Consider the following 13526-nt stretch of genomic DNA (forward strand, 5'->3'; position numbering starts at 1 on the left):
CGTTTCCGGATGGCCCGATGGGGTCGGGCGTATTGGGTGCGACCATACGACAGCGATTCCGATAGGGGAAGGATTGGGGCTCCGCTGTCACCGCATACGCGGTCGTCGTCCCGGACAAGCGAAGCGGAGCGCTGATCCGGGACCCATCGGCTACAGGCAGTGGTCGTTACGCGCGCTGGCAACTCCGAATCTTCGCCAAACCCGACCCTGTGGTTATGGATTCCGGGCTCGTGCTGCGCGCGCCCCGGAAGGACGGAAACTCACGCCTCCGCGATCACCCGCGCGTTGGCGCGGACGGAAGCTTCGCTGACGCGGATGCCGAGACCGGGACCGTCGGGCACCACGACATGCCCCGCGCGGTTGGCGACGCGCTCCTCCAGCACGTCCTCGGTCAGCACGTGGTGCGGCATGTAGAATTCGCAGCCGAGCGAGATGCCCGGCGTCGCCGCGATCAGTTGCGTGCCGGCGGCTAGCCCGATGCCGCCCTCCCACAGCGTGCCGCCATAGCCGGGCAGGCCGGCGATGTCGGCGATCGCCATGATCGCCTGCGCCTCGAACAGGCCGCCGGCCTTCATCAGCTTGATCGAGACGGCATCGGCCGCCTCGCGGCGCACCACCTCCATCATGTCGCGGCGGTCGAAGCAGCTTTCGTCGGCCAGCACCGGCGTTTCCAGCGCAGCGGTGAGCTGCGCCATCACGTCGAGAAATTTGCGCGGCACCGGCTGCTCGATGAAGGTCGGCGCGAACTCCTCGACATCACGCAGGATCTTGATGGCGCCGAACGGCGCCAGCGCCTGATTGTAGTCGACGCGCAGATCGACCTTGTCGCCAAATTCCTTCCGGATCGCTTCGAGATGGTCGAGATCCTCGCGATGCGGCTTCACGCCGGTCTTGACCTTGTAGATGACGTTCCCCTCCGGAACCATCTTTCGCATCCGCTCGAGATCGGCGGCAAAATCCGGATCGGCGATCGAGAAGGAAAGGGGAATCGTGTCGCGCACCCGGCCGCCGAGCAGATCGGCCGCCGACAGCCCCGACGCCTTGCCGACGATGTCGAGCAGCGCCATCTCGATGCCGACCTTGGCCTCGGCATGTCCGACCAGCGCGCGGTCGAGCTCGGCCATCAGCGCGCGGATGCGGCGCACCGGCTTGCCGAGCACGACGGGCCTTAAGTAAATATCGAGCGCGGAGAAGGCTGCCTCCGGCGTTCCCGTGAACACCTCCCACGGTGCCGCTTCGCCCCAGCCGATCACGCCGTCGCTCGCGGTGAGCTCGATCAGCACGCGCTTGACCGTACCCTTGACGTTGCCGACGCCCTGCAGGCGCGCCATCTTGATCGGGCTTTCGATCAGGAACAGCCTGAGGCGTTCGATGGTTGCTTCGGTCATGTCAGGCCTCCATTAACGTGCCAGACCTGGCCGGTGACGTAAGACGCCTTCGGGGATGCCAGGAAGGCGATGATTTCGGCGACTTCCTCCGGTCGTCCGCGGCGACGCATCGGAATCAGCGCCTCGGTCGCGGCGATCTGCTCGGGCGACAGCCGGCTTTCGCTCGGCTTGTCCTTGATGATGAGGCCCGGCGACACCGCGTTCACGGTGATGCCGTCTTTCGCCAGCTCGACCGCGGTCAGGCGCACCAGCGCTTCCAGCGCGGCGCGGCTCGCGGCTGTTGCGGCGAAGGGCGCGAATTCGGGTCGGATCGCGTGCGCGACGAAGGACGACACCGCGACGATGCGCGCATCGGATCCTGCGCGCAGCAGTGGCAGCGCGGCCTCGACCAGTCGCGTGAACGCCAGCGCCGATTCGTCCATTGCCTGTCGGAACTGATCCGCCGGCGTGCCGATCGCGCTGCCGCGGCGGGCGTGGCCGCCGACGAGAACCAGTCCATCGAGCCGGCCGAATGCGGCGTGCGCGGCCGCGATGGCGGCAGTGACGGCTGTTTGCTCGGCAAGATCGCCGAGACATCTTGCGACCACTGCGCCCTGCGCTTGAGTCTCTGCCGCGGTGGCGTCGAGACCTCCTGCGTTGGAGCGGGTGTGCAGCAGCAGCGCGACGCCGGGCGCGGCAAGCAGCTTTGCGGTGGCGCGGCCGATGCCGCTGGCGGCACCGGTGACGAGATAGACGCGTTTGATATCAGGCATCAGGTTGTCGTGTTGGCCGGCGGCAACGCGCCGGTGCGGTGGAAATGGCTGAGGAAGGCGCGCGTCGCGCTTTCTTTCGGATTGTCGATCACCTGCCGCGCCGGGCCCTCTTCGACCACGACGCCGTCGCGCATGAAGATCAGGCGGTCGGCGACCTCGCGCGCGAAGGCGATCTCGTGGGTGACGATCACCATCGTCATGCCCTCGGAGGCCAGCTGCTGGATCACGTTCAGTACCTCGCCGACGAGTTCGGGATCCAGCGCGGAGGTGGCCTCGTCGAACAGCATCACGTCGGGCTCCATCGCGAGCGCGCGTGCGATCGCGACGCGCTGCTTCTGTCCGCCGGAGAGCGTCGCCGGATATTGGTCGGCCTTCTCGGCAAGTCCGACTTTGGCGAGCTGCGTCCGCGCCAGCTTCTCGGCGTCAGCCTTGGCCATGCGCCGCACCGTGACCGGCCCCTCCATCACGTTCTGCAGCGTGGTCATATGCGGGAACAGATTGAAATGCTGGAACACCATGCCGGTGCCGGCGCGGAAATTTGCTAGCGTCTTCACCTCGGGTAGTTTCGCACCGTCGCCGAATGCAAAGCGCGTGTCGCCGACGCGGACGCTGCCGCCGTCGGGCACCACCAGCAGATTGATGCAGCGGAGCAGCGTCGATTTGCCGGAGCCCGACGGGCCGATCAGCGCGACGACGCCGCCCTTGGCGACGTCGAGGTTGATGTTCTTCAGGACCTCGTTGCTGCCAAAGCTCTTGCGTAAGGCCCGGATCTCGATCTTCGAAGTGTTCTTTGGCGTCTCGCTCATTCGCTCACCGCCAGTCGCTTCTCGCCGCGGCGGACGATGATGGTGAGCGGGATCAGGATCGCCGCATAGGCGACCGCGACGGCGGTGTAGGTCTCCAGCGGCCGGTAGCTGTCATGGGCGGCGACCTGGCTCTGGTAGACTAGGTCGGGCACCGCCAGCACCGACACCAGCGAGGTGTTCTTGAACTGGATGATCGACTGGTTCATCAGCGCCGGGATCATGCGCTTGATCGCCTGCGGCAACACGATGCGCCGCATGCTCTGCCCGGGCGTCATGCCGAGCGCGGCGCCGGCTTCCGACTGGCCCTTGTCGATCGAGATGATGCCGCCGCGGATGATCTCCGAATAGAAGGAGCCGCCATAGAGCGAGAGCGCCAAGGCCGAGGCGGTGATCGGCGTCATCTCGACGCCGGCGAGAATCGGCAGCGCGTAATAGAACCAGATCAGCTGCACCAGGATCGGCGTGCAGCGAAAGGCTTCGATAAAGGTGAGGGCGAGCAGCCGCAACGCCTTGAAGCGCGACAGGCTGCCGAAAGCTCCGAGCAGGCCGAAGACGAGCCCGAGCAGCACAATGACGATCGTGAAGCCGACGGTGACGCCGAGCCCGTTGAGAAAGAGCCAGCGATAGCTCCAGAGGATGCCGAAGTCCCACTGATACATGCGTGTGTTACTCGTCGTGGGTGCCATTGGCACCGTCGTTCCGGGGCGATGCGAAGCATCGAACCCGGAACCTCGAGATTCCGGGTTCTCGCTTCGCGAGCCCCGGAATGACAGTGGGAGATTACAGCGAAACGCCCGGCGGAATGTCCGCTTCGGTCACGCCCACCAGCTCCATGTTGGTGATGATGGCGTTGCGGATGAAGCCGAGGCCCTTGTTGAAGTCGATCCAGGTGTTGACGTAGTCGCGCCAGGTCTTGTCGGTCTCGCGGCGGAAGCCGGCATTCGACGTCGTCGCGAAGATCGGCGTCGGCAGCACGAGCTGGCCGAGCGAGGGATTCTTCTTCAGCACGGTCAGCGACAGCATGGTGATCAGGCATTGCGCGTCGACGCGGCCGGTCTGCAGCGCGGCGGTCGCGTCGTCGGCAGTCTTCAGCCGCGTGATCTGCGCCTTCGGCGTCAGGCGGCTGACGACCTGGTCGTGCGAGGAACCCTGGTCGACCGCGATCTTGATGTCGGGCGAGTTCAGCTCGGCCCAGCTCTTCGGCTTGAAGTCCTTCTTGCAGAGGATGGCGAAGGCGTTGTTGAAGACCGGCACCGAGAAGTCGACCACCAGCGCGCGCTTCGGGGTCGGGTTGAGGCCGAAGAAGATGTCGATCTTGTTGGCCTGCAGGTCCAGCACCGAATTGCCCCAGGTGGTTTCGGTGATCTCCAGCTCGGCCTCCATGTCGTCGGCCAGCCCCTTGGCGATGTCGATGTAGAAGCCCTTCCACTGGCCGCTGGAAAGATCCTTCATGTAATACGGCGCGCCGCCGCCGACCGCGCCGATCCGCATCTTCTTGGTGCGGCGGATGCGGGCGAAGGTCGATTCGTTGGGATCGGCAGTCTGGGCCACGGCCGGGGCGGCCAGCGTGGCTGCGGCGACCGCGCCGAGTCCGACAATCGATGCAACATCACGACGTGTAACCATTGGGATCACTGCTTTTCTGGTTGGATGGAGTTCCGCCAAGGTTCTTAGCAAGGCGGTCGCAGCAGAGAAAGCACAGCCTATCGGCTGGGCAGTTCAGGAATTGCCCGGATGCTGGGCAGGATCAGGCAGGCCGGGCCGATACCCGCTTGCTTTCCGCTCCCTTTGGCCCCAAATAGGGACCGGGAGATTGGCGGTGGACGAGCCACTCGCCAACCGGGTCAGGTCCGGAAGGAAGCAGCCCTAACGAGGTCCGGATCGGGTCGCTCGTCAGTCTCCTACCTGTTTTTCGAGCGAACCAGCGCCGGCGGCACCAGCCGCCAGCGCGCTCCTTTCCGCAAAGCCGGCCAAGAGACATTTAATTGCGGATCGACCGATGACCGACGCTGGCGCCCCTCCGAACCCTGATAGCGCCGGGCAGGCCGGCAACGCGCCCTACCGGGTTCTGGCGCGCAAATACCGTCCCTCGAGCTTTGACGATCTGATCGGCCAGGAGGCCGTGGTCCGCACCGTCTCCAACGCCTTCGAGACCGGCCGTATTCCGCAGGCCTGGATCCTCACCGGCGTCCGCGGTGTCGGCAAGACCACCACTGCGCGCATCCTGGCCCGTGCGCTCAACTACGAGATGCCGGACGGCTCGGTGAAGGGCCCGACCATCCACATGCCGACGCTCGGTGTGCATTGCCAGGCGATCATGGAAAGCCGGCACATGGACGTGCTGGAGATGGACGCGGCCTCGCATACCGGCGTCGACGACGTCCGCCAGATCAATGACAGCGTGCGCTACGCGCCGGCCAGCGCCCGCTACAAGGTCTACATCATCGACGAAGTCCACATGCTGTCGACGGCGGCGTTCAACGCTTTCCTCAAGACGCTGGAGGAGCCGCCGGAGCACGCCAAGTTCGTGTTCGCCACCACCGAGATCCGCAAGGTTCCGGTGACGGTGCTGTCGCGCTGCCAGCGTTTTGACCTGCGCCGCGTCGAGGCCGACGTGCTGATGAAGCACCTCGCCAATATCGCCACCAAGGAAAACGTCGAGATCGAGCCGGAGGCGCTCGGCATCATCGCCCGCGCCGCAGAAGGTTCGGTGCGCGATTCGCTGTCGCTGCTGGACCAGGCGATCGCGCATGCGGCCGGCGCCGTGAAGGCCGACGCAGTCCGGCAGATGCTGGGCCTCGCCGACCGCACCCGCGTCATCGACCTCTTCGATTCGCTGGCGCGCGGCGACATCGCGAGCGCCTTCAGGGAATTCCGCGATCAGTACGACGTCGGCGCCGATCCGATCGTCGTGCTCTCCGACCTCGCCGAATTCGTCAATTTCGTCACCCGCGTGAAGATCGTGCCGGCGACTGCCGACAACGTCGCCTATGGCGAGACCGAGCGCGTGCGCGCGAGGGAATTCGCCTCGAAGATCTCGATGCGCGTGCTGTCGCGGATGTGGCAGATGCTGCTCAAGGGCATCACCGAGGTGCAGGCCGCGACGCGGCCCGCCGCGGCCGCCGAGATGGTGCTGGTGCGCATCGCCTATGTCGCCGACCTGCCGACGCCGGACGAAGCGATCAGGATGCTGGAGCAGAACGGCGGCGGCTCACCGGTCGCGAGTGGCGGCGGTGGAGCTGCGCGCAGCACTGCGCCATCCGCGCCGATGGCGTCGGCCGCGCCAATGTCCGCTGCGCCCGTGCGCATGCCGACATCGTCGCCGACTGCGTTCGGTGGTGGCGCCCGGCCGCAGATGGTGGCGCCCGCGCCGGACCCGCAAGGGGCGGCGCCCCAGCTGCGCGTCACGAGCTTCACTCAGCTCGTCGCGCTCGCCGGGCAGAAGCGCGACATCATGACCAAGAGCGCGCTCGAAGGCGACATGCGCCTCGTCCGTTTCGAGGAGGGCCGGCTGGAAGTCGCGCTCGAGCCCAACGCCTCCAAGACCATGATCTCGGAGCTTGCGAAGAAATTCGAGCTGTGGACCGGCCGGCGCTGGACCATCGTCGTGTCCAACGAGCAGGGCCAGCCGACGCTGCGCTCGGTGAACCAGGCCGCCAAGCAGGAGCATGCGCGCACCGCGGAAGCCGATCCGCGCGTGCAGGAGGTGCTCTCGCGGTTCCCCGGCGCCAAGGTCGTCGAGGTCCGCAGGCTTGCCCCCGAGACGCCGGAAGCCAATATAAACGCTGACTATGGCAGCGACGATCCGCCCGACGGTTCCGACGGCGACGACGATCTCTGAGCCATTTCTTCTTTCTAAGGACACGCACCCATGGCTGATTTTCTCGGCATGATGAAGCAGGCGGCGCAGCTGCAATCCAAGATGCAGGAGATGCAGGACCAGCTCGCCAATGTCGAGGTCGAGGGCATTTCCGGCGGCGGTCTGGTCGCCGTGCGCATGACCGCGAAGATGGACGTCAAGGGCGTCAGGATCGATCCCTCGCTGATGAAGCCGGAAGAGCGCGAGGTGCTGGAAGACCTGCTCGTCACCGCGTTCGGTGATGCGCGCCGCAAGGCGGAGGCTGCGATGCAGGAGAAGATGCAAGCCCTCACCGGCGGGCTCGGCCTGCCGCCGGGGTTGTTCGGCCAATAGTATGGGCGCGGTTGCAGGTCCAGAAATCGAGCGGCTGGTGCAGCTTCTCGCGCGGCTGCCGGGCCTTGGCCCGCGCTCGGCGCGGCGCGCGGCGCTGCATTTGATCAAGAAGCGCGAGGCGCTGATGATGCCGCTGGCCTCGGCCATGCAGGTGGCGCTCGACAAGGTTCAGGTCTGCAAGACCTGCGGCAACATCGACACGCAAAATCCCTGCACCGTCTGCACCGACCCGAAGCGCGATCCCGCCATCATCGTCGTCGTCGCCGATGTCGCCGATCTCTGGGCGCTGGAACGGGCCAATGCGACTCAAGGGCGCTATCATGTGCTCGGCGCGACATTGTCGCCGCTCGACGGCGTCGGCCCGCAGGATCTGACCATCGATGCGCTGGTGGCACGCGCGCATGATGCGCAGGTGCACGAGATCATCCTGGCGCTGAATGCGACGGTCGACGGTCAGACCACCGCGCATTACATCACCGACCTGCTTCAGGACGCCAATGTGAAGGTGACGCGGCTCGCCCACGGAGTTCCCGTCGGCGGCGAGCTTGATTATCTCGACGAAGGTACGCTATCGGCAGCGATGCGGCAGCGCACCCTGTTCTAGAGCGTTCTCGAGCGAAGTGGATACCGGTTCGCGTGAAGAAAACGCGTCAAAACAACAATCTCCATCTCAAAGATCTCACGGAACTGACGACATGACGAAACTTTTCGCCACACGATTGGCTTTGGTCGCGACGATGGCCATGCTGGTGACGCCGGCCATCTCCGCGCAGCAGGGCGACGAGGCGCCGCCGCCCTCGAAGCCCGGCAAGCCGATCAACACCGGCGACGTGCTCTCGGGCGAATTGAACGCAATGAAGGTGCGCGACGTCAAGAACGCCGGCAAGCGCGTTTCGATGTACCAGATCACGTCCGAGCCGCGCCGCCTGCCGGCGCCGAACGGGCTGTGCAACCTCGAGACCGGTCCCGAGACCTTCCAGCTCGTCACCTCCAGCGATGCGCAGGCCACGCAGCTGAAATCGTTTGTCGGTAAGGAGATCTCCGTCAAGGTCGACGAGATCGCCTGCGCCAGCGATGCCGGCCAGATGAGCGAAGCCGTGATCACGAAGTGGAGCCTGATCAAGAAGCAGTAGGGGGGCGTCTCCGTTTCCTCAACTTCGGTGTCATCGCCCGCGAAGGCGGGCGATCCAGTACGCCGCAGCTTCTCGGTCAATCAACAATTGTCTCGGCGTACTGGTTGCCCCCGCCTTCGCGGGGCATGACGAGACCGTCACACCCGCACCGGCCCCAACGCATCAAAATGCCCGCGCTTCTGTAGCCAGGCCAGCAGCACCAGGCTCGGGATCGCGACCAGCACGCAGATCACGAAGAACAGCGCCCAGCCGGTGCCATCAGCCACGAAGCCCGCGCCAGATGACAGATATGTCCGCCCGACCGCCGCAAGCGCGGTGAGCAGCGCATATTGCGTCGCCGTGTGCAGCGGGTTCTGGCAGAGCGCCGAAAGATAGGCGACGAAGATCACGGTGCCGATGGCACTGGTGAAATTCTCCGCGCAGATCGCGAAAGCCAGCGCCCATTGATTGGTGCCGACCACGGCGAGCCAGGAAAACGACAGATTGGCCAGCGCCTGCACGATGCCGCCGATCCAGAGCGATGTCGCCAGCGGGTAGCGCCGTGCGACGAAGCCGCCCGCGAAGCCGCCGATCAGGGTGGCGGCGAGGCCGACGCCCTTCACGATTGCCGCATAATCGTTGCGGGTGAAGCCGAGGTCGATCACGAACGGCGCGGTCATGGTGCCGGAGAAGGCGTCGGTGAACTTGAACAGCACGACGAAGGCGAGTGCGACGAGCGCGTCCTTGCGCGTCAAAAACTCCGAGAAGGCGCCGACCGCCGCGTGCAGCACGCGCGCAAAAGCGGTGTCGGCCTGTGTCGCGGCATCGGCGCGCTGCGACTGCTCCGGCTCGGTCGCGAGCAGCGCCGTGATCGTGCCGATCAGCACCATCGCGGCCATCACCACATAGCCCCACATCCACGCGGAGGTGCGCGTGATGCCGGTGCTCTCGAAGCCCGACACCATGAACAGCGCGCCCGCGGTCGAGACCAGCATGCCGATGCGGTAGGCGGCGACGTAGGCGGCCATGCCGGCGGCCTGCTCGCTCTCGGGCAGGCTCTCGACGCGAAAGGCGTCGACCACGATGTCCTGTGTCGAGGATGTGGTCGCCACCAGTAGGGCCCCGAGCGCGACGTAGAACGGCGAGCGTGCCGGGTCGGTCATCGCCAGCAGCAGGATCGCGACGATCAGAAGCAATTGCGAGAACAGCAACCAGCCGCGCCGTCGTCCGAAGGCGCGGGTGAACAGCGGCACATGCAGCGCATCGACCAGCGGCGCCCACAGGAATTTCAGCGTGTAGGGCGTGCCGACCAGCGCAAACAGCCCGATGGTCTTGAGGTCGACCCCGGCCTCGCGCATCCACACCAGCAGCGTCGAGCCCGACAGCGCCAGCGGCAGGCCGGAGGAGAAGCCGAGAAACAGCACGATCAGCACCCGCGGTTGCAGGTACACGGCCAGGCTGTCGCGCCAGGAGGTCGCAGGGGTAGGGCTGGCGGCAGAGGAGGTCGCGTCGGGTGAGGTCATGGGGTGGTGTTAGCAGATTCTGGCGGGGCGAGTGAGTTTGTCGCTGCTGCCCCCGCTGTCATCGTCCGCGAAGGCGAACGATCCAGTACTCACCGGCATCTCGGGACGACAATAGCTGCCGCGGCGAACTGGTCGCCCCGCCTGCGCGGGGCACGACAGCGTGACTGAGGATGACACGGTCATGGCGGGCCGGCAATCTGGTGTTACAAATCATCCCAATTTGGATTGTGCTGCTCGATCAATCGGATCTTCCAGGCCCTGTTCCACTTCTTCAGCCGCTTCTCCCGCTTGATCGCATTCTCGGGGTCGTCGAACTGCTCGAAATAGACCAGCCTTGCCACGTCGTATTTCTCAGTAAAGCTTTCGATGAATTTCGATTTATGCTCGACGACTCGGCGGATGAGATCGTTCGTCACGCCAATGTACAGCGTGCCCCCGATCTTGCTGGCGAGAATGTAGACGTAGTAATGGCGTGCGCCCATGTGACCACCCCAACGGTGTCATCGTCCGCGAAGGCGGACGATCCACTAATCACCGGCGTCCCGGTTCAATCACGACCGCTGCGGCGTACTGGGTGCCCCGCCTGCGCGGGGCACGACAGTGTGCCCCATCTCACTCCCCCGCCTGGAGCTTCCTTGGAAACAGTTCGCCGGCGCCTGCCACCAGCCGTGGTCCCTCCGCCGGCGCATCGCTCTTGCTGAAATCGAGCTCCTCGATGCGTCCGGCGCGCTTCTCGATCTTGTCGGCGGAGATCAGGATCTGGCGGACGTCCTCGTTCGCGTCGGAGAAATGTTTCTGCAGTTTGACCACGCGATCCCTGAGCCGTCCCAGGTCGTCGCCGAGCTTGATCACTTCGGTCTGGATCTGGTCGGCGGCATCGCGCATGCGCGCGTCCTTCATGATCTGTTGCATCACCTGGATCGCCAGCATCAAGAGCGAGGGCGACACCAGCACGACGCGGGCGCGATAGGCTTTCTGGATCACGTCGTCGAAACCGTCATGGATCTCGGCGTAGACCGATTCCGACGGCACGAACATCAGCGCCATCTCCTGGGTCTCGCCGGTGACGAGATATTTCTCCGCGATGTCGCTGACATGCTTCATCACGTCGGCGCGCAGCCGCTGGGTGGCGACGCGCTTCTCCTCGTCGGTGCGGGCGTCGTGCAGCGCCGTCATCGCCTCCAGCGGGAATTTCGCGTCGATGCAGAGTGGGCGCTGGTCGGGCAGGAACACGACGCAGTCCGGCCGCTTGCCGGTCGAGAGCGTGAACTGGAACTCGTAGGCGCCCTTTGGAAGACCGTCCTGGACGATCGCCTCCATCCGCGCCTGGCCGAAGGCGCCGCGCGACTGCTTGTTGGCGAGCACGTCGCGCAGGGTCGTCACCTGGGTGGTGAGGTCGGTGAGGTTCTTGTGGGCGCTGTCGATGATGCCGAGCCGCTCGTGCAGGGCGCGCAGGCTCTCCATGGTGTTGCGGGTCGAGTGCTCCATGGATTGGCCGACGCGATGTGTCACCGAATCCAGCCGCTCGTTGACCGCCCGCGCCATCTCGGCCTGCCGTCCCGCCAGCGCCTGGGTCATGGCATCGACCCGCCCTGAGGATTCGCTCTGGGCGCGCAGCACCTCGCTGAGGCGCTCCTCGAGCTCGTCGGCCCGGATCGCATGCGCCATCGCAAGTTCCGCCCCGCGCCGCCCGGAGCGCGCGATCACGACCGCAATCACCACCAGCAGGATGAGGATGAGCGCACCAAAGCCGATCAGCGCATCGATCGTGCGGACCGGCAAGTCGCCCAGCATGAAAATGATCTCGTTCATGACTGCCCTTCTAGCCGATTCGGCAGCCGACACGAACGAATAGCGAACATTTCCAATGAATGCCCCGTTAATTTTTATGGTTAACGAAATGCGAAGTTTTATGGTTAGCGAGGGGTTAACGGGGTTCCTCGCCGGATTGACCGCATCCGGCATGCGGCTTAAATCGCGGCCATGGCCCTCAGAGAAATCATCATCCTGCCCGACAAGCAGCTGCGTCTGGTCTCCAAGCCGATCGAGAAGGTCACGGCCGAGATCCGCAAGCTTGCCGACGACATGTTCGAGACCATGTACGACGCGCCCGGCATTGGCCTCGCCGCGATCCAGATCGCGCAGCCGCTGCGGCTGATCACCATGGATCTCGCCAAGCGCGACGAGAACGGCGAAACCACGCCGCTGCCGCGCGTCTTCATCAACCCCGAGATCATCGCCTCGTCCGAGGAGCTGTCGGTCTACGAGGAGGGCTGCCTGTCGATCCCCGAATATTACGAGGAGGTCGAACGGCCTGCGAAGGTGCGCGTGCGCTTCACCGATCTCGACGGCAAGGTGCACGAGGAGGACGCCGAAGGCCTCTACGCCACCTGCATCCAGCACGAGATCGACCATCTCAACGGCGTCTTGTTCGTCGACTATCTGTCGAAGCTCAAGCGCGATCGCGTCATGAAGAAGTTCGAGAAAGCCGCCAAGCGCGCGGAGTGAGCTAGTGTGAATGCTGCCCAGTACTCCGCTGCGCTCCCTCCCCCCTTGTGGGGGAGGGCGGGGGAGAGGGGTAGCCCAGGGCGGAAGTCTATCCGTCATCCGTTTCGAGTGCGTGCCGCGAACGCTTGCGCCGACAGAGCGCGTCGTGTGGCACCCCCCTCCCTAACCCTCCCCCACAAGGGGGGAGGGAACGTACCGAGTTCTTGTCATGCCCCTCCGCCTGATCTTCATGGGCACGCCCGATTTCTCCGTGCCGACGCTGCTCGAACTGGTCGCGCATGGCCATGAGATCGTGGCCGTCTACACCCGCGCGCCGAAGCCGGGCGGACGGCGCGGCCTGCAATTGCAGCCGACCCCGGTCGAGGAGGCCGCGCGAAAGCTCGGCATTCCCGTGCTGACGCCGAAGACGCTGAAGACCCAGGAAGCGCTCGACGAGTTCAGCGCGTTCGACGCCGATGCCGCCGTCGTCGTCGCCTACGGCATGATCCTGCCGCAGGCGATCCTCGATGCGCCAAAGCTCGGCTGCTACAATCTGCACGCCTCGCTGCTGCCGCGCTGGCGCGGCGCCGCCCCCATCAACCGCGCGATCATGGCAGGCGACAAGCGAACCGGTGTCATGGTGATGAAGATGGATGCCGGTCTCGACACGGGAGACGTCGTCGTTAGGGCAAAGTCCACCGTTCGAATCACAGATTCAACGACTTATGCCGACCTGCATAATGAGCTAATGAATCTGGGTGCCACGCTTATGGCGCGAGCCATTACCCAATTAGCTCGGGATAAGAAACTCCAACTCGTTCCGCAGATTACTTACGCCGCGAAGATCGACAAGGCCGAAGCACGAATCGACTGGAGGAAGTCAGCGCGCGAGGTTCTGCGCCACATCCACGGCCTGTCGCCCTTTCCAGGTGCTTGGACTGAGCTCGCTGGCGCTAGCGAGAACGCGCGTATCAAAGTTCTGCGTTGCGAACTGGCAAAAGGCCGGGGTGCGCCCGGCGCGATGCTCGACAACCAGCTCACTGTTGCTTGCAACAAAGGCGCGATCCGCATTCTGGAGCTCCAACGCGAAGGTAAACCCCGGATGCAGGCCGCGGACTTCCTGCGGGGTGTGCCGTTGAAGGCCGGCGCCAAATTCACCTGACGCTGTCATACCCCGCGAAGGCGGGGTATCCATTCCGCCGAGACGTCTCGGTTGACCGGATAGGCTGCGGAGTACTGGATTGCCCGCCTTCGCGGGCAATGACA

14 protein-coding genes and 1 other RNA gene are annotated in these 13526 nt (G+C 65.0%); 7 read left to right on the forward strand and 8 right to left on the reverse strand.

What is annotated here, in order from left to right:
- Positions 1-260: 260 nt before the first annotated feature.
- The 5 genes from CO669_RS20655 to CO669_RS20675 form a co-directional block, all read right to left on the reverse strand.
- A complete protein-coding gene (locus CO669_RS20655; RefSeq protein WP_097661779.1) occupies positions 261-1388 on the reverse strand; it encodes a muconate cycloisomerase family protein in 1128 nt (375 codons plus the stop codon).
- Positions 1385-2140: an SDR family NAD(P)-dependent oxidoreductase gene (locus CO669_RS20660; RefSeq protein ID WP_097661780.1), complete on the reverse strand. Its 756-nt coding sequence runs from the start codon at positions 2138-2140 to the stop codon at positions 1385-1387. Before CO669_RS20660 ends, CO669_RS20655 begins: the two co-directional genes overlap by 4 nt.
- Positions 2140-2946 (reverse strand): amino acid ABC transporter ATP-binding protein, encoded by an 807-nt coding sequence (locus CO669_RS20665; protein WP_097661781.1) that lies wholly within the window; start codon positions 2944-2946, stop codon positions 2140-2142. The genes CO669_RS20660 and CO669_RS20665 overlap by 1 nt, the downstream gene beginning before the upstream one ends.
- Positions 2943-3605 (reverse strand): amino acid ABC transporter permease, encoded by a 663-nt coding sequence (locus CO669_RS20670; RefSeq protein WP_097661782.1) that lies wholly within the window; start codon positions 3603-3605, stop codon positions 2943-2945. The genes CO669_RS20665 and CO669_RS20670 overlap by 4 nt, the downstream gene beginning before the upstream one ends.
- Before the next feature lie 121 nt (positions 3606-3726).
- A complete protein-coding gene (locus CO669_RS20675) occupies positions 3727-4572 on the reverse strand; it encodes a transporter substrate-binding domain-containing protein (protein ID WP_097661783.1) in 846 nt (281 codons plus the stop codon).
- 182 nt (positions 4573-4754) lie between these two features.
- Between CO669_RS20675 and ffs the strand changes: the two genes are divergently transcribed.
- The 5 genes from ffs (at position 4755) to CO669_RS20700 (ending at position 8271) form a co-directional block, all read left to right on the forward strand.
- An RNA gene (gene ffs, locus CO669_RS20680) (signal recognition particle sRNA small type) lies at positions 4755-4851 on the forward strand.
- A gap of 94 nt (positions 4852-4945) precedes the next feature.
- Positions 4946-6787 carry a DNA polymerase III subunit gamma/tau gene (locus CO669_RS20685; protein ID WP_097661784.1) on the forward strand — a complete coding sequence of 614 codons (1842 nt, stop codon included), beginning with the start codon at positions 4946-4948 and terminating at the stop codon, positions 6785-6787.
- A gap of 30 nt (positions 6788-6817) precedes the next feature.
- Entirely contained in the window at positions 6818-7138 is a 321-nt protein-coding gene (locus CO669_RS20690) for a YbaB/EbfC family nucleoid-associated protein (protein ID WP_097661785.1), read from the forward strand.
- Position 7139: 1 nt separating this feature from the next.
- Positions 7140-7742 carry a recombination mediator RecR gene (gene recR, locus CO669_RS20695; RefSeq protein ID WP_097661786.1) on the forward strand — a complete coding sequence of 201 codons (603 nt, stop codon included), beginning with the start codon at positions 7140-7142 and terminating at the stop codon, positions 7740-7742.
- 91 nt (positions 7743-7833) lie between these two features.
- Positions 7834-8271, forward strand: a complete 438-nt coding sequence (locus CO669_RS20700) for a hypothetical protein (protein WP_097661787.1) — start codon at positions 7834-7836, stop codon at positions 8269-8271.
- Between the two features lie 137 nt (positions 8272-8408).
- Here the strand turns inward: CO669_RS20700 and CO669_RS20705 are convergent, their stop codons facing one another.
- The 3 genes from CO669_RS20705 to CO669_RS20715 form a co-directional block, all read right to left on the reverse strand.
- A complete protein-coding gene (locus CO669_RS20705; protein WP_097661788.1) occupies positions 8409-9773 on the reverse strand; it encodes an AmpG family muropeptide MFS transporter in 1365 nt (454 codons plus the stop codon).
- A 203-nt stretch (positions 9774-9976) separates the two neighbouring features.
- A complete protein-coding gene (locus CO669_RS20710) occupies positions 9977-10255 on the reverse strand; it encodes a GIY-YIG nuclease family protein (protein WP_097661789.1) in 279 nt (92 codons plus the stop codon).
- Positions 10256-10385: 130 nt separating this feature from the next.
- On the reverse strand, positions 10386-11585 hold the full coding sequence (locus tag CO669_RS20715; RefSeq protein WP_198964144.1) for a DNA recombination protein RmuC: 1200 nt from the start codon (positions 11583-11585) through the stop codon (positions 10386-10388).
- A 171-nt stretch (positions 11586-11756) separates the two neighbouring features.
- Between CO669_RS20715 and def the strand changes: the two genes are divergently transcribed.
- Positions 11757-12281 (forward strand): peptide deformylase, encoded by a 525-nt coding sequence (def, locus tag CO669_RS20720; RefSeq protein ID WP_097661791.1) that lies wholly within the window; start codon positions 11757-11759, stop codon positions 12279-12281.
- A gap of 208 nt (positions 12282-12489) precedes the next feature.
- Positions 12490-13422, forward strand: coding sequence for a methionyl-tRNA formyltransferase (gene fmt / locus CO669_RS20725; protein WP_097661792.1), 933 nt, complete (start codon positions 12490-12492; stop codon positions 13420-13422).
- Positions 13423-13526: the final 104 nt, after the last annotated feature.

Origin of the sequence: Bradyrhizobium sp. Y36, from assembly GCF_002531575.1 — a bacterium.
In the GTDB taxonomy this organism is placed as follows: domain Bacteria; phylum Pseudomonadota; class Alphaproteobacteria; order Rhizobiales; family Xanthobacteraceae; genus Bradyrhizobium.